Annotated in this window: 15 protein-coding genes; 10 read left to right on the top strand and 5 right to left on the bottom strand. The window is 42.2% G+C overall.

Annotation, left to right across the window (positions count from 1 at the left end):
- Window positions 1-4,419: a hypothetical protein gene (locus A3C46_00180; GenBank protein ID OGQ21646.1), complete on the bottom strand. Its 4,419-nt coding sequence runs from the start codon at window positions 4,417-4,419 to the stop codon at window positions 1-3.
- Window positions 4,420-4,640: 221 nt separating this feature from the next.
- On the opposite strand from A3C46_00180, the gene A3C46_00175 reads away from it, so the two are divergent.
- Together A3C46_00175 and A3C46_00170 are read left to right on the top strand one after the other, a co-directional pair.
- Window positions 4,641-5,237, top strand: a complete 597-nt coding sequence (locus A3C46_00175; protein OGQ21645.1) for a hypothetical protein — start codon at window positions 4,641-4,643, stop codon at window positions 5,235-5,237.
- A gap of 48 nt (window positions 5,238-5,285) precedes the next feature.
- A complete protein-coding gene (locus A3C46_00170; GenBank protein OGQ21669.1) occupies window positions 5,286-6,005 on the top strand; it encodes a DNA methylase in 720 nt (239 codons plus the stop codon).
- A gap of 64 nt (window positions 6,006-6,069) precedes the next feature.
- On the opposite strand, the gene A3C46_00165 is transcribed toward A3C46_00170, so the two are convergent.
- Entirely contained in the window at window positions 6,070-8,424 is a 2,355-nt protein-coding gene (locus A3C46_00165) for a hypothetical protein (protein OGQ21644.1), read from the bottom strand.
- Window positions 8,425-8,628: 204 nt separating this feature from the next.
- On the opposite strand from A3C46_00165, the gene A3C46_00160 reads away from it, so the two are divergent.
- The 6 genes from A3C46_00160 (at window position 8,629) to A3C46_00135 (ending at window position 11,608) form a co-directional block, all read left to right on the top strand.
- Window positions 8,629-9,279 carry a hypothetical protein gene (locus tag A3C46_00160; protein OGQ21668.1) on the top strand — a complete coding sequence of 217 codons (651 nt, stop codon included), beginning with the start codon at window positions 8,629-8,631 and terminating at the stop codon, window positions 9,277-9,279.
- A gap of 114 nt (window positions 9,280-9,393) precedes the next feature.
- Window positions 9,394-9,966 (top strand): hypothetical protein, encoded by a 573-nt coding sequence (locus tag A3C46_00155; protein OGQ21643.1) that lies wholly within the window; start codon window positions 9,394-9,396, stop codon window positions 9,964-9,966.
- Window positions 9,967-10,311: 345 nt separating this feature from the next.
- Complete coding sequence (locus tag A3C46_00150; protein OGQ21642.1) at window positions 10,312-10,482, top strand: DUF1328 domain-containing protein; 171 nt, start codon at window positions 10,312-10,314, stop codon at window positions 10,480-10,482.
- A 103-nt stretch (window positions 10,483-10,585) separates the two neighbouring features.
- On the top strand, window positions 10,586-10,918 hold the full coding sequence (locus A3C46_00145) for a hypothetical protein (GenBank protein ID OGQ21641.1): 333 nt from the start codon (window positions 10,586-10,588) through the stop codon (window positions 10,916-10,918).
- Window positions 10,915-11,322 (top strand): hypothetical protein, encoded by a 408-nt coding sequence (locus A3C46_00140; protein OGQ21640.1) that lies wholly within the window; start codon window positions 10,915-10,917, stop codon window positions 11,320-11,322. The genes A3C46_00145 and A3C46_00140 overlap by 4 nt, the downstream gene beginning before the upstream one ends.
- A 106-nt stretch (window positions 11,323-11,428) precedes the next feature.
- Window positions 11,429-11,608, top strand: coding sequence for a hypothetical protein (locus A3C46_00135; GenBank protein OGQ21639.1), 180 nt, complete (start codon window positions 11,429-11,431; stop codon window positions 11,606-11,608).
- Here A3C46_00135 and A3C46_00130 read toward each other — a convergent pair.
- From A3C46_00130 to A3C46_00120, 3 genes are all read right to left on the bottom strand, one after another.
- Window positions 11,575-12,630: a hypothetical protein gene (locus A3C46_00130; protein ID OGQ21638.1), complete on the bottom strand. Its 1,056-nt coding sequence runs from the start codon at window positions 12,628-12,630 to the stop codon at window positions 11,575-11,577. The genes A3C46_00135 and A3C46_00130 overlap by 34 nt on opposite strands.
- A gap of 68 nt (window positions 12,631-12,698) precedes the next feature.
- Window positions 12,699-14,504: a GTP-binding protein TypA gene (locus A3C46_00125; GenBank protein OGQ21637.1), complete on the bottom strand. Its 1,806-nt coding sequence runs from the start codon at window positions 14,502-14,504 to the stop codon at window positions 12,699-12,701.
- A gap of 67 nt (window positions 14,505-14,571) precedes the next feature.
- Window positions 14,572-14,781 carry a cold-shock protein gene (locus tag A3C46_00120; protein ID OGQ21636.1) on the bottom strand — a complete coding sequence of 70 codons (210 nt, stop codon included), beginning with the start codon at window positions 14,779-14,781 and terminating at the stop codon, window positions 14,572-14,574.
- A gap of 208 nt (window positions 14,782-14,989) precedes the next feature.
- Here A3C46_00120 and A3C46_00115 point away from each other — a divergent pair, with 208 nt between their 5' ends.
- A complete protein-coding gene (locus A3C46_00115) occupies window positions 14,990-15,403 on the top strand; it encodes a peptidylprolyl isomerase (protein OGQ21635.1) in 414 nt (137 codons plus the stop codon).
- 121 nt (window positions 15,404-15,524) lie between these two features.
- Window positions 15,525-16,706, top strand: a complete 1,182-nt coding sequence (locus A3C46_00110; protein ID OGQ21634.1) for a hypothetical protein — start codon at window positions 15,525-15,527, stop codon at window positions 16,704-16,706.
- The last annotated feature ends 152 nt before the right edge of the window (window positions 16,707-16,858 follow it).

Genomic DNA, 16,858 nt, shown 5'->3' with positions numbered 1-16,858 from the left:
TTATCCTTGTAACGACGAAAGTCTTCCATCAGCTCCATAAGAAAATTGGAATTCTTTCCTCTGTGTTTTAATTCTCTGAATACGACCTGTTTGCGTGCCATCATAGATAATATTCCATTTCCCTACAGAAGAGGATGATGAGAAGAGAAAGAGATCGGATGTTTCTGAGGTGAGGATCTGAAGCATCACGAGCAATTTTTCCATGGGAAGTGAATTTCCCTCCTCATGTTTTGAGACTGCCTGGGTCCAGAGCATTTCACTGTTGTCGTGCCACCCTTTCCAGAGTTGATGGAAATCATCTTCAGGTAGCTGCGCTATTTCATTTGCATGCGATGCTTTTTCTTTTGAAAGGAGATGAAGTTCCATAAAGCGCCTGCGAAGTTCAGTTGAAGCCTGACCAAACGCGGGTTTTGCATTTTGAGATACAAGATCGTTCAGTTGCGTCGTTTTTCCAACACGCAGCGTATAAAAAACCGAACCTGCTTCTAAAGGTTTTCGAGTTTCATCCATACTTACTTCATCCATGTCTACGTCAAGAAGAACAGGATCCCATCTATCAAACGCAAGACGTGGACTTCTTGGGATGTTCTGCATATTATCAAAATCATCGACAACGACATCTGCTTGCTGATTTTTCGTTCCTTCAAGCGCATGAAAGTAACGGGAATGTTGCTGATAGGGATAGGTTTTATAATAAGCTTCAAGTGATCCTGTTAACTGGGTGACATGGTTGATATCAGCATCATCCTCAAGAATGACCGGGACCATGTGAAATCCGCGGTCCGTTCGGAATACCTGTCGATAGCAGAGCTGTGCTCCCTCAATTTGATTTGGGCAGGGATAAGCTTCAGGTGCACTCCGATAAGATTCAACAGCGCCTGTGGCAAGTCGTAATGAGCGCTCGCCAGCTGCAGCAACGCGATAAGATGTGTCAGTTTGTGTCAGCGCATAGAGATGTTGCATTCTTCGTGCAATCTCTTCTGGCACTTCTGTTTTTCCATCAAGCTCAGAGAGTGCATGAGCATTCACGACAACGTACGTCGTTGCAGTTGCGGCTTGTTGTCTATAGAAATGGTCCGGGTTGTGAGTGAGAGCAGAAACAATATCTTCGTAGCGCATAACCGGACCAAGAGGAATCTGTTGTTTTTCAAGGCGTTCGCGCGCTTTTTGTTCAAGCTCGCTGACATCGATTTTATACAGTGCGGCAAGGTCTGAAAATTCCGCTATAAGATAGATGGTTGTATCACGAATGCGTCGGTTGGGATGCACAAGAAGTGTTTCAAAAAGATCGTGAACAAGAATGATTTGTTCATCTTTGATCCCTTGTTGCAGGGCCGGGCGCTTTTCAAGAATGCGGAAAATTTCTCGAACTCTCTTGAATCCATGCTCTGCTTCTGACGAAAGTTGTACGGAAGTGATATCCGTGAGCGCTGTACGAAGTAGTGTTCCAAAATTGCGTCCGAACTGAAGACATCTTTCGTCTTGAACATTCTCTCCTTCGCAAAGAAGGGAAGCAGAGGCAAGAACCGCAGAATTATTTTCATAAGCTTCCATAGGGATATGTGCTTGTGAAAAATGCGTGACCATGCCTGCTGGATCTCTTTCACCTTTACGCTTTTCTTCTTCTTTTTTTACCACAAGATTTGTGTAGATGTTATCTGCTAATGCTCTATTATTTTTTGCAAGATATCCAATGGCGAGAGCTAAATATTTATCATGTGCTTGTGATCCGAGCCTCTTCAAAAATTCTGCGAGAAGTTTTTCCACCTCTCCTTGAAAAAGGATTCCACGCTCAAGAAAGAGAGCGAGCAGCTCAAAGAGCGCTGGTGCCAGAGTATTGCATTCAGTCGGAGGTTTTGAAAGATCGGCAATAAGCAGTGCAGCTGCTTCCGGTGTCCAAGCAAGATCACGTGCAACTCGGGCAAAAGTTTCAGGTTGATTGTGTGGCATGCGAAGCGATGGCCAAATCGCATCTTTATAGAGCCTACTCGTGATTGGAGCGCCTTCGTATGTGCGCATAAATAAGAGTCCGATAATTTTCGTCTGTCGTACTGAAGAGGGCGGGGAATATTGAAGCATCTCTTCCCAGAGGTCACGCATCAGTTGCCTATCATGAAAAGAGAGATCGTATGCAATGACAGATGCCACAGATGCGATGAGTTCTCCTTTTTGTTCTTCTGAAAGAGGATTCGAAATTCTTTTTAACCGGCTATAGGTTGCAACGGCAAAGCGATATCTATCATGAAGAGTCGAAGCCGGAAAGCGATAACGAGTGAAACCCTCTGCGATCACCGAAGTATATTGTGCAAAAACCTGATCCGCATATCGTTCAGCGCTTTCATTCGAAAATCGAGTTGCAAGTTCAAAACGATACGTGATCAGCGATTTTTCATGAACTGAAAGCTCTTCATACGGCTTGTTTCTCAATTGCCTGAGCATTCCATCTCCAGTTTGATAAAAAGCTTCATAACGTCTTTCTATTTCTTTTTCTGCTTCTTCACTCCAACCCATTGCCTGGAGAAATAAAAAATCCAAAGAGTGTGCAACAAAAGCATCTCTCGTGCGTTGATAGAGCGTAAAGAGTCGATCCAGAACATGCTGTGCTTCGATGCTTTCAAGGTGATCCTTGAGGGTTTTCAGTGACTCCGCCAGGAGGTGAGCAGCCAGTGCTGATTCATTATCTCTCAATGTTCTTTGAGGATCGCTGAGGTCATATCCTACTTTTTGAAATGCCGCTTTACTGACGTCAGTTGAGGGAGTGAGCTGGTAGAATCGATTTTCAAACCGTGTTTGCAAATTGATGTTTGCCAAGCGGCGCAATTGTGTTTCATATTCAGCTTGAGAGACGGTTTCATTTTCAAAATAGCGATCAAAGCCAGGCAAATATCCAACCTCTTCCATGATGTGAAAAACGATATCCAAAAGTTGAAGTCGTAATTCAGTATCGCGAGTATCACGTAAAACTTCTGTCACTTGAGAGATTGCGCCCATCATTTGTTTTTTCTTGGCGCGGTCCAGATCAGAAGCGAGGGCAAGCATTTCAGCATGATTGAGACGGAAACGTGCAGAGAGATTATATTTTGCGCGATCTGTCCAAGGTTCATAAAGCCCAAAAACTGTCCGACCTTCATGGGGAATTTCAATCGAGTAGAAAACTTGTCCATCCTCAAGAAGTTCTGAAGAGATATGGAAGACTTTTCCTTTGATGGAAAGATCTCTCATTTGTTTTCCGCTCGACGGAATCGGAATGAGAAGCTTAACGCCTGCAGCTGAGGCTGGAAGCTCAAATGATTCTTTTTTCTGGGAAGAGGGGAGAGCTGTCATTTCGTGATATTCTTCGATCTCCACCGTTTCGACCTGTTGCAGCTCAAATGAAATAGAACGAGATTTATCATACGAACGAAATGGAACTGCTTCTGCATATTCACGTGCTTTTTCTTCAAAATCGTCTTTTTCCGCGAGTGGCACGAGGCTCACTTGTGCGTTGTCAATCACGAGCATCGTTTTTTCGTTGGTGAGACGATTACGGTAATGAGCAAAAGCAACTAAGTGTCCAATACGTTCGCCATCGATAAAGCCATCAATATGACCCAAGGAAATTTTTGTCAGGTCGAGATGTTGAAAGAGTGCAACACCGATTTTTGCAAATATTCCACAATTAATGTGTGCACGACCCAGATGATCTCTCTGAAAATCGGTGAGAAGAGAGCGAGCGCTGACATTTTGATAACCGTAAGCTTTTAAATTATTATTTGTAAAATAGACAGAAAGATAATCTTCAAGCATGGCAGCAAGAGTATTGAGATCGCGAAAAGAGAGAGCATGTTTGTCGTTAAATTGATGATCGAGTTGCTTCCCGACGATTGCAAGATCATAAGGATTCGCTTGAATTATTTTTGGAAGTCTTGCGATTTTTTCTTTTCTCGTATTTAGAAGTGTCCATTTGGAATGAAGCTCTGCACGAGACAGTCGACCGTTAAAGACGTAAGCGCCAGCTTCTTGAATGGAAACAATATTATATAAAGAGACAAGATACTTCTCATCGTCGTCCCATTCTGGGGCATAGTCTTTCGGAAGACGACCGGTTGCTGGTGAACTCTTTTTTGTTTGTAATAAGTCTGTAAACGTTGCGACTGCTCCCTTAATGACATTCCAGGCAATGTCGAGATAACCATTGTGGTTAAAGTCTTCGACCTGTTTTTCCCAATCTTGAAGAATCTGAGCGCGGTTTTGTTTCCATCTCATAAAATCACGATCATCAGAATATTTTTCGAGCCATGCGGAGACGTTCTCATAGATGTCTGTGAGAAATCCTACAACATTTTCCTGCCGACGAGATTTGTCGATCGCGTCTTTATATCGATAGGATTCTAGACCATCGCTGTTGCCGTAAATAATTGGAGTTTTAATTGAGATCATATTGTCATCCCCGAATGTCTTTATCGGGGATCTCATGAGATTCCCGCTTTCGCGGGAATGACATCTGTGCCCCTCAGCATTATCGGTAGATCAGAGAAATTGTTTCTGCTTCTTTTATTTTCTTTAACTCATTGAAATAATTGATGATTTTATAATATCTTTTGTTTTTCAACGCAACATTTTACGTCCCGTGACGATAAAGCAGTATCAAGGAGAACATTATGAGTGGAACTGGAAAAGTAGCAAGGTCATCAGATTGCACTAAGGGACTCAAAGCAGAAATGGGTCAAAACGCTGGTACATGTTCCAATACTGCCAGGACATGTGTTTCGCAGATGGAAGCATCTGCGGATGGAGTCGATCCGCTTTCAACAGAATTTGGACGTGTCCTCGAAATCATTTATCAAGCTGATCCGGGAAAAGCAGGAAATGAAGGAAAATGTCGCATGAATTTTTGGTCAGCGACTCAATCTCCGATTTTTAAACTTTATTATGCTCGAGCACGTGCACGAATTTTGAGCCGAGATTTTATGACAAGGGAACACTTGATAGCGCTTGCTACTGTTGCACAGCCAAAAGCACACGTAGCACAAAGCGTTCTTCGGGATGTATTAAGAAATCTCTTTCTTGATTGGAATGAAGATACTAGTGAGTGGCCACCAGTCACGATCACATTTCAGGAAATAGGAACAAACAACATCTATGCAGAATTGGAATTTGTGGATCGTTCTCGCTTCAAAACCGAGATTGTTCTTTTACCCTTTATCAATGCAGCGAAAAAAGCCTTAGACGTAAGAGCTTCAGAATTAAAAAAGTAAAAGTGAAAAGCGCTTGCAATTCTTCGCAACATGCCTTCATCAACTCGAATGCAGAAACCTCAACGAAAAACATTTCGACGTTTGAAAAAACCGGAACTGGCACTTCAAACAACGACTCTTTGGGAATACCCTTCACAACATTATGGCGTCGGTGAACAAGGTTCTAAAAACTATCAAGGAGCGACGCCGTCTTATGTGATCTGGAATCTTCTCTCTCGTTATACGAGAGAAGGGGACACGATTGTGGATCCGATGTGCGGAAGTGGAACAACTCTTGATGTCTGCAAAGACTTAAAACGTGTGGGAAGAGGATTTGATCTCGCTCCTGCGCGTGAAGATGTTGTTCAAGCCGATGCCCGTCATCTTCCGCTTCCTGATCAGAGTGCAGATTTTGTTTTTATCGATCCACCTTATTCCACTCATCTTGAATATTCAGACGATCCGCGATGTATTGGAAAACTTGATGCTCATGGTGAAGAATATTTTGAAGCCATGGAAAAAGTTTTCTCTGAAATATTTCGCGTTCTTAAAAATCGTCGTTACATGGGACTCTATGTTTCTGATACGTTTAAAAAAGGGAAACCGTTTATTCCGATTGGCTTTAAACTTTTTGAGCTGCTTTCTCAACAATTCAAACCGATCGATATTATTTCTGTGACGCGACATAACAAAAGCATGAAACGTCGTCATTGGCATACGGCAGCGATTGAAGGGAATTATTTTCTGCGTGGATTTCATTATCTTTTCATCATGAAAAAAGAAGAATAGGGCGCAAAAAAATAGGGGCGCACACCGTGCGCCCCTACCATAGGTTACTCTTTTTTGAAGAATATTACTGAAGAACTCCGCCAATCACTGCTGGCGCTCCTTCCACTGTTGGTTCAGCTCCGATTGCCGGATCTTCCCAGAGACTGATCTCCGGGAGATCAAAGTCAGTAACGCTTAAGCCTGAAGGACATGTCGTGCTTTTCATCACCTGTTCCACTTCAAGCGGTTTTACATAGTAAGTAGCTCCACCAGCAGTCATGGTGGCTCCTTCAGGAACCATAAATTCTGGAGACCATCGGATGTCGCTGCCATCTGAACAGTTTGTGACCTCTCCCGTATCCATACTTCTACAAACTCCAGGTATACCTTGAAGGTCGCCGAATCCGCCGTAATCGAGGAAAAATTTGACACCATGGTACTTATAATCGATTGCGGATGTATCGGTTTGTGAATGTGTATATTCAACAGCAAGAGGCGCTTCGAAGGCAAGGAAAACTCCGGAAGAATCCTTCAGTCCACTGAATTGATTCCACTGATTTGGACCAGTTTCGTAGGTGTAATACTCAGAGAGGACACTCCAGCCTTTCCAACCGCACGTTTCGGTTGGATCCCAATCGCATGCGAGCAAGGCCAGATTTTCCGCTGTTGGTTCAAACAACGGACCGCTATTAAATCCCCACTGCATCGATTCACTTTCACTTGTCATGAGCAAGGAATTATCGTCTGTATCTTTTAACAACATGTCGGCAAAAGTATATGTGTGTCCAGTCGCCTCGGGGCTAAAGTCACTTTCATGGTTCACGACACCGGATGAGGCATCGTATTTTGGGCAATTGTCGTAGCATCGGAATGAAGAGGGAACCGTATCGTCCGGATAAACAATATCTTCAGTAAAATAAATCACCTCTGTGTCGTTATCAGGCGATCCACATGAACTCTTCATTTCGACATCATCCCAGGTGCAATTGGGAAGCGGGACGCGAACCTGTCCCCCTATAGCCTGACTCCAGAAGTTCAGTTCGCCGAAATCAAGTTCGGAGAGATCGAGATCTGATTCTGTAATATTTTTCCAGAACCAGTCGCTCTGCGACATCGTTGCAAATTTTACAAATTTGCTTCCGTTCCATTTCACGCGATAATTCGTCATACTTGCATTATCAAACCAGTCGAGAGGAATATTTTTGATGAAGTTCAAGGTAGCAGTCTGTCGTGTATATTTTTTCAGTTTTGCGCCAATTTTGACGACCGTGTAAGGTGTGGCGGTCCCCCCATCTTCTGAAAAAACTTCTTTATAAACAGTATCGCCATTGCTGACGTTTGCATCATTGTCGATCCAGAGTCCCCAGTAGCCAATCCAGCCATGAGCGCCATCCGATGTTTTAATAGGGAATCCGGAATTACGCGTCACTCTTTTTCCATCGGCATCATAAACGCCATAACGCCATGCAGACTCATGAAAGTCTGTTCTACTCAAACAAACGGTCGAGCCTTCATCCTCTCGCATGAAGACCTCTTCGTTTGAGGCGATACCGAAATCATACGTATCTGCTTTTCCACCAAAAGAATTTGTTCCTGCGACTCGTCCCTGCATGCTCTTTCCATCAGCAGCTCGATCCAAAACCGCTTTTTCGCTGAACGTTGATTCACCACTCGATCCTGCAAATCCACCATCAACAATAAATTTCAGAAGAACTTTTTCATTCTCATCTTTTTCTGATTTTAAAAATCCTTTAAAGATAGGAATTCCTTCGCATGTGGTGTTTGCTCCAGGGTAAGCGGCAAAGGTTGATATGAAAATTCCGTAGGGATTGGTATCGCTGACACTTTCAGAAATCACAGTTTTAAGACAAATCAATTTCGCAGGTTCATAATCGTCCGCTCCTTCACGAATCCACATTTTGAGAACATGGTTATCGCCATCAGTCGCAGAATGGACAAGCCATGTTTCATAATCTGTTCTGTTTGAACCTGAAGTTTGATTCGTTGAATTCTGCCCTGCGCTCGCGGCGCTATCATTGGATTGATCGCACTGATTGATGTCAATGAAAGCTTTATAATTTCCTTTGCCGAGCTTTTCCTGATATCCGGTTTGTGCGATCATACAAAGAATTTCATTGACGATATCAAATGCTTCAGCAGATCGTTCTGCGACAAATTTTTGTGTCTCGTCAGTAGACCATTCCGATGTCGCTGTGGCATTTGGAGGATTTGTTTTTGCAAGCCTCACAAGCGCTTTGGAGAGCGATCCTGAACCAGCAAGAGTGCTCGAGGCATCAACGACACTCACTTTTTCAGCGAGTTCAAGCGCGGTTCCTGAACCCGTGCTGGTACTATTTTCGTTGCCGCAACCATACGTAAGAAGCATTGCGCATAACGACCAGATACGAAGACTAGAATGTATAAAAGTTCTGCGATTCATAAGTTCCCCCTTGTTATAAACAGCATTCTACAGATTTTTTTCTCAAAACCAAATTGTCAAAATGCTTTATTATTTCAAAGAGTTTCCACGATGATCTTATCTAAGAAATAAGAAATACTTTTTGTTCCCATTGAATTTTATTGAGAAATAAGTTTTAACACTGTGGTTCTTTTGACCCAGAAAGAGGCTTATCTGTTTGAAACTATTCTTCATTTCTTTCAGCATGTTATCGAGATTTTTTTCCATCTCGATGTTCATCTCAATACCTGGATTTCATTTTTTGGTCTTTGGATTTATGTCATTCTTTTTTTGATTCTTTTCTGCGAAACAGGACTCGTCGTCACTCCTTTCTTGCCTGGAGATTCTCTTCTTTTTACGCTTGGAGCTTTGGCTGCTACGGATCAAACCGTTTTAAAATTATCCGTATTACTTATGGTTCTCATTGCCGCTGCCATCTTCGGTGACGCGGTCAATTATATGATCGGTTCTCGCATTGGTCCTCGCATCTTTCGAAGTGAAAAAAGTCGTTGGCTCAACAAAAAACATTTGATCTCCACGCAACAGTTTTATGATCGTCATGGCGGCAAAACCATTATTTTTGCGCGTTTCCTTCCCATCTTCCGCACCTTTGCTCCTTTTGTAGCGGGGATCGGAAAAATGCATTATCCACGCTTTGCACTTTTTAATATTACGGGCGGAATCGTATGGGTGCTTTCTTTTCTCCTCTTAGGATTTTATTTCGGGAATATTCCGGTGATGAAAAAACATTTTGAGTTTGTTATTCTCGGTATTATTTTTATTTCAATGCTCCCCATGATTTTCCGAATTGTTCTCCATCGACTTCAAAAAGCCTGAATGTCTGGGGGACGCTCTCCCCAAGAACAAAAGCCTGGGTAGAAAAAAACTTATATATATTAATGGGTTATATTGTGCCTACAAAGGGTATGAAAATTGCTTTGGTGAGGAGGTATGAAACGTCTCTTTACCTATACCTCCTTTATTTGGTTGTGCGCCCTTGGCATTGCATTTGGAGTTGCACTTCAAAAGCAAAGTCTTCAGTGGAAAATAGATTCTATTCTCCACGAAGAAGCTATTTTCTTAGATCAAATGACGCGCAATGAAATTGCGGAGACGGTTTTTCAGCTTTCACAAGACTACGATATTGATCCAGTTTTAATCCTGGCGATGATGAAAGTGGAAAGTCATTTTCGCACATCTGCTCGTTCGCATCGTGGAGCGATGGGGCTTATGCAGGTAAAATCGATTGTGGTGGAAGATATCGCCGATGAACTCGGTATTGATCCCAGCAGAGAAAAAGAGCTTCAACATAATATCTCCTTTAACATTCATGTCGGAGTTCATTATCTGACCGAATTGCTGACACGATTTCATGGAGATTTGAGCAAAGCCTTAATGGCGTATAATCGCGGTCCTACATCAGTTGCAAAAAATTATGGAAAACGTGGTGTCCCTTACGGCGGGTATCAAAAGAAAGTTCTTGAAACCTATATGCAACTCAACTCACAGACTCAAATTGATTGAAATACAGCAATCTACTTCCCTTTTCTGTAAAAAACTTCAATATCTTGTCTCAACGAACGAAAATAAAAAATTATTTTTTTTATTTTCTAGGGCGTGTCCTCATTTGGTAAAATGTCATTCCCGCGAAGGCGGGAATCTCCAGTGTTTGAAGGAGATCCCCGCTTTAAGCATGCGGGGATGACAAATAGTCGAGATTTCTTTTGTTTCAAATAGTTACGCTCAAAATGAGGACACGCCCTAAGTCGTTCATATTGTTGATTTTTGAAAAACGTTTTATTTTTTCAGCTTGTAATTTTTCTGAAAATAGAGTGTTTGGTTTGTAACAATCAAAGGAGGTGATCCATTATGTTATCATGGGCCGTTATCTTTTTTGTCATTGCGATCATTGCCGCTGTCTTTGGTTTTACCGGTATCGCAGCAAGTGCCATGGGTATCGCAAAAATTCTTTTCTTTATTTTTCTGATACTTTTTATTCTTTCATTGTTTATTCCCTCATGGCGTAAGCCACTGTTTTGAAAGAGGGAAGGGTATAATATGTTGTGGAATGCTTGACTGTAATCGAAATCAGGATTAGTTATTGAAATACGAATTTCACTTTTTCCTTTCAAGGAGGTCTCTTATGGGACAACAAGAAAAAACATCAGATAAGACTCAAGACAAGGCTCAGCAGTTCAGAGGATCAGATTTTTCACAACACAGTACGGATCTACGGGAAAAGGCTGCTGCTATTGGTCACAATGTGCAGGAGATGGGAAAAATAACAAAAGAACTCGCAAGTGAAACCATGGAATTTTTGGGTGAGAATGCAAAAGGATATTATCGTGAAGGAATTCAAGGTGCGCGAAGATTGGAAAAAAACATGGAGGGCCACATCCGAGAAAACCCGGTGAAGTCACTCCTTATTGCTGCGGGAATTGGTCTCGTCTTAGGAGCATTGTGGAGACGTAGATGAAATCTGAGGACACGTCTTCTCCTGCGTCATCCTCGCATCAAAGAAAAACAGAGGAGAATATAGCGGAAGCATCCCAGATTCTAGAACAGCTACGCGAGGTTGCTCTTCATGTTTTAGATTATCTCCGAGCACGTGTAGATCTCGCAAAGTTTTCTTTTAAGAGTTTTATTTTTCAATCTCTTCTTTCGGTACTTGTTGCTATCTCTTCTCTGGTTACTCTTTTAATGGGTGTCATGTTTCTTTCATATGGAATCGTTTTTGGTCTTGTTTCATTTTTTAATATTCAGGTTTGGCTTGCTTCATTTCTTTCCGGTCTTTTTTGGTTAACATTCGGTAGTTTTCTTTTTAGGTATTTTTTTTGGACGCGGAAATTAAAATGCACAAAACAAATCAAAAAACTTTGATGCACCAATGTGAGGCCAGTAAAGCGCAGCTAAAACAAGATTTTCATGTTTTGGCTTCATACTTCCGAAGTGCTTTGAATGTGAACGGCTTGGTTCAAGAACATCCATGGACAAGCACTGTTGGGACAGCGTTGTCCACGTTTTTAATCACCAGCAGAGCGAGGCAAAAAAAAGAAATGAAAGTTTCAAAAAAGAAACCTTATTTGAAGCTGATGATGTTAGAGACTTTTATCAATCTTATTCTTTCTTCGGTCATGATGTGGAAACCACCCCAGAGAAATCATGAGCGTAGATACGAAGAGCGGCAATAAGAGTTGCCATAATTATGGGTCCTAAAAGTAACCCAAGAGGACCAAAAAGCGTAATGCCTCCGACAATGCCAAGCAAAAGAATAACCGGATGCACATGACTATGAATGAGAAATGGTCTGAGTAAATTATCAAGGGTTGCAACAATCAACGTTCCATAAGCAATGAGAAAAATGGCATGTTTGACATGTCCTTGAAAAAGAAGAGCGAAGCTTAAGGGAATAATGACAAGGGCAGTGCCAATGGTGGGAAGAAAGGAAGCAATAAAGGTAATAATTCCCCAAAATAAATAATTTTCCACGTGAGCGAAATAATACCCAATGCTGGCGAAGGTTGCTTGAAGAAAACCGACGAAAAAACTTCCATAAAAAACTCCTTTAATAGTGATTTTGATTTCATCTGTTAATTTTTTCCCATATCGATCCTTCAGAGGAGAGAGATGGATTCCCTTGCTCAAAAACTCAGGTCCTTGTCGAAAAAAATAAAATAAAAGCATCATCATCACAAAAAAATCTAAGGCCACATTTGCCATCCCAGATATGATTGCCAGAATGTGTTTTGCAAAAACTTGGGTAAGTTGGTGTGTTCTTTCTTTAATAAGAGGAACCAAATTAAATTGCATTCCTAAAAGGGATTCAATTTTTTTTGCGCCGACGATCATCTTTTTCTGAAAATAAAAAACGGATTCAGATAAACTTGGTTCCTGTGTTTGCGTTTGAGTTACAAGGATATGGGAAAGCTGGACGGCCGTTAAGTGCAGTAAAATGGAGATGGGGATAATAAGTATAATCAGAAAGGAAGCAGTGGAAAGAAGGGAGGCAATATTCTTTCTTCCCGATGTCCATTGCAGATATTTTTCATGAAGAGGATAAAAAAGCACAGCAAAAACGATGCTTAAAAGAATAGCTTCTAAAAAGGGAGAAATAATCAAAATACCAATGACGAACAGGAAAAGAAGAAGAAAAAAGAAAGCGCGTTCTTGGGTGATGACGTCTTTCATGATTTTAATTTGATCTCCTTGTTGTTTTTTCTCTCTTTACATAGTGCAAAGATGAAAAAATATCAAAATTATTTACGCTGTTGTTGCAAAAGAATATTTTTTCTTAAGCGAATGCTTTGAGGAGTGACTTCAACCTGTTCATCATCGCGAATAAACGTGATGGCTCGCTCGAGAGTGATGGGAGTGACTGGACTTAAAAGAATATTTTCATCTCGACCTGCTGCACGCATATTCGTCAGCTTTTTCTCTTTGCATGCATTCACATTCAAGTCCTGCTGACGATTGTGCTCTCCTACAATCATCCCTTCATAAACAGGCATTCCTGATTCTACAAAAAGAATCCCTCGTGGTTCTAAATGAAAAAGAGCGTAAGGAACGGTTTTGCCAGCACGATCACAAACAAGCGATCCCAAAACACGACTCTTGATTTCACCGCGATACGGTTCGTAACCTTCAATATAGGAATTCATCAATCCTGTACCTTTGGTGTCGGTCAAAAATTCATTTCGATATCCAATAAGACCACGTGAAGGAATTGAAAATTCAAGCCTGACACGTCCGGTGCCATGGTTCACCATGTTGAGCATACGCCCAAGGCGACGAGAAATTTTTTCGGTGATAATTCCCGTATCTTCTTCCTGAATATCGATAAAGAGATGCTCGATGGGTTCAAGTTGTTTGCCATCTTTTTCTTTGAGGATAACTTCGGGACGGCCAACGCTCAGTTCAAATCCTTCTCGTCGCATCGTTTCAATGAGAATGGCCATTTGAAACTCGCCGCGACCTTTAACGATAAAGCTGTCACTCGTTGCCGCATCTTCAACACGAAGCGCAACATTATGAAGTGTTTCCTTGAGAAGGCGTTCGCGAATTTTTCGGGATTGAACAATTTTCCCCTCAAGACCAGCAAGAGGAGAAGTGTTGATCATAAATTTCATGGAGACGGTCGGTTCATCAACCACAATGCGCTTTAAGGTTTTTGGTGTTTCAATCGTGCAAATCGTATCTCCAATTTCCACCTGCTCTATACCTGAAAGAATCAGAATGTCGCCTGGTTCAACAGCATCGACTTCTTGAACACGAATCCCTTCATACGTTTGAAGACTCGAAACTTTCAATCGTCGAGGCGCTCCATCGCTTCCAAGACAAGCGAGTTGATCGTTTTTAACGACTCTTCCATTCATGATGCGGCCAATGGCTAAACGACCGAGGTAGTCTGAGTAAGAGAGATTCGTGACGAGCATTTGAAAGGGTTCATCGGAATCATAGCTTGGTGGTGGAATTTCACTGACAATCGTATCAAAAAGAAGTTCTAAATTTTCGCCACGATCCTCGAGCGTTTTTTGCGCAATGCCATCGCGCCCGATGGCATACAGAATCGGAAACTCGATTTGATGATCATTCGCATCGAGATCAATAAAGAGACTATAAATTTCATCGAGCACTTCTTGTGGACGTGCATCTTTGCGGTCAATTTTATTGATGACCACAATGATTTTCAGATGCTCTTCCAGAGCTTTTTTAAGGACAAAACGTGTTTGGGGAAGGGGACCTTCGGAAGCATCGACAAGCAGAATTGCTCCATCCACCATTTTGAGGCCACGTTCGACTTCACCTCCAAAATCAGAATGGCCCGGAGTATCGATAATATTAATTTTTACGCCTTTCCATTGCACCGAGCAATTCTTGGAAGCAATGGTAATACCGCGCTCACGCTCTAAATCCATGCTGTCCATGACGCGTTCATTGACGGTTTGATTTGTGCGAAAGGTGCCACTTTGTCGCAACATAAAATCGACGAGAGTCGTTTTGCCATGATCGACATGGGCAATAATGGCGATATTGCGAATTTTTTCGTTTCGAGCTTTTTTCATAAGAGGAATAAAAAACCGCCAGGGTTTTGCCCTGACGGTTTTTCTTTCAGAATGCTGGTTTCAAAAGTTAGATAACCACAACATCTGTGGCGTTTTCGCCTTTAGGACCGCGGCCAACGTTGAATTCAACTCTTTGGCCTTCAGCTAAGGATTTGTACCCTTCCGCTAAAATGCTGGTGTGGTGGACGAAAAGATCCTTTTCGCCATCATCTGGGGTAATAAAACCGAAACCCTTACTGTTGTTGAACCACTTTACGGTTCCTTTCTTCTTGGACATACTGTCCTCCTTAAATGTGCTTGTAGTCTTTGGTGTAACGATTTCTACTGTGATGACTTCACCTGTTCGAATTCAGATACAAACTACAAGCGTTAATAATTCGAGGCGTATGTAGTCTATCCCCTGAAAAAAGCAAGTGTTTTTATTTGAACTTCCTTGAGCAACCTGCTAAAAGCGTTTTGGTCATTTTCACCAAAAAGGAGGCGGTATGAAGCGTATTCTTATTGCAGGAGCTCTTTTTATTCCACTTTTAGCATTTGCAGGAGGAAAAATGGTAACAACAGCAACGGGATTGAAGTACGAGGATCAAAAGGCAGGAACAGGGACAGCAGCAGCAAAAGGGAAGAAAGTGGTCGTCCATTACACGGGTTGGCTGGATGAGAATGGCAAGAAGGGGAAGAAGTTTGATAGCTCCGTAGATCATGGCGCTCCCTTTGATTTCGTTTTAGGGGTCGGTCAAGTCATTCAAGGTTGGGACGAAGGAGTTGCGGGGATGATGATCGGTGGGAAGCGAACTCTCTATATTCCTTCAAAGCTTGGTTATGGTGAACGTGGTGCAGGCGGGGCCATTCCTCCGAATGCGAATCTTATTTTTGATGTCGAACTTCTCAGCGTAAAGTAATTTCTCTTTGTCATCCTGTGGATGGGGTCAAGTCTTGACTTTTTACTTTTTGAACAAAATTGTTGAGCGACTCAATCGAAAAGTAAAAAGTCAAGACTTGACCCCTTGATGTGGCCGCCCAATGAAAAAAATTGATGTGCTCATTGTTGGAGCAGGGGCTGCAGGTCTCATGTGTGCGATTGAGGCGGGGAAGTGTGGACGAAATGTTCTGCTTCTTGATCATGCTCAAGAGATCGGCGCAAAAATTCTCATTTCAGGTGGCGGTCGATGTAATTTTACGAATATCAATGCTGCATCTGAAAATTACGTCTCTGAAAACCCCCATTTTTGTAAATCAGCACTCTCACAATTTACAGCACAAGATTTTATAGCGCTCGTTGAAAAACACCGCATTTCCTATCACGAAAAGAAGCTGGGTCAGCTTTTCTGTGACATCTCCGCCAAACAGATTGTCTCGATGCTTGTCAATGAATGTTGTGAAGCTGGAGTCACGTTTCAGTTGGGGACTTTTGTAAAATCTCTCAAAAAAGATCATGCCGGCTTCGTCATGGAAACAAGTCAAGGAATCTATGCTGTGGCAAGTGTTGTGATTGCTACCGGTGGATTGTCGATTCCTAAAATCGGTGCCACGGATTTTGGCTATCGCATGGCAAAACAGTTTGGACTTCGTGTTACATCTCTTTCTCCAGCTCTCGATGGTTTTCGTGTTACTTCAGAAGCCTGGAAGCCTTTTTCTGCGTTGGCGGGGATCTCTCTGGATGTTTCTCTCTCCTGTGATCACGCATCATTTCGCGAAAATATTCTGTTTACACATGTGGGACTCAGTGGCCCGGCTGCGCTACAAGGCTCACTTTACTGGAACTCGGGAGATGCAGTGACGATGGATCTCTTGCCAGAGATTGATGCTAAGAAATGGTTGTATGAAAAAAGGGAGGCACGACCAAATGCAGAGATAAAAAGTCTTCTCCGTGAATTTTTTCCACAACATTTTTGCGAAATCTTTTGTGAACAGTATTTTCCAAAAATGACGATTTTAGCCAGTGCTTCGAATCGAGCCCTGGATGATTGTGCGCAGCAGCTCAAAGCATGGAAAATTTTTCCGACGTCGACAGTTGGTTATTCGAAAGCAGAGGTAACGCGTGGCGGTGTGGATACAAACGAGCTTTCTTCAAAGACCATGGAATCAAAAAAAGTTCCAGGTCTCTCTTTTATTGGGGAAGTGGTCGATGTCACAGGCTGGCTTGGCGGCTACAATTTTCAGTGGGCCTGGTCGTCCGGTTTTGCCGCTGGCCAGAATGTTTAATCAATCATGGGGTCTCACTCATGGGGTCAAGTCTTGACTTTTCACATTTTGAACAATGTGCAACCAAGGACATAGGTAACAGATTTTTAAAAGCACATAGGTAACACTTTTGTTAGATTATCGTCTCAAACTCCCTTGTTTTTTGGTCGACG

It is taken from the genome of Deltaproteobacteria bacterium RIFCSPHIGHO2_02_FULL_44_16, from assembly GCA_001798185.1.
Classification (GTDB): Bacteria; UBA10199; UBA10199; order 2-02-FULL-44-16; family 2-02-FULL-44-16; genus 2-02-FULL-44-16.
The sequence above is the reverse complement of the archived record's forward strand: the minus strand, read 5'-3'. Positions and strand labels throughout refer to the sequence as shown.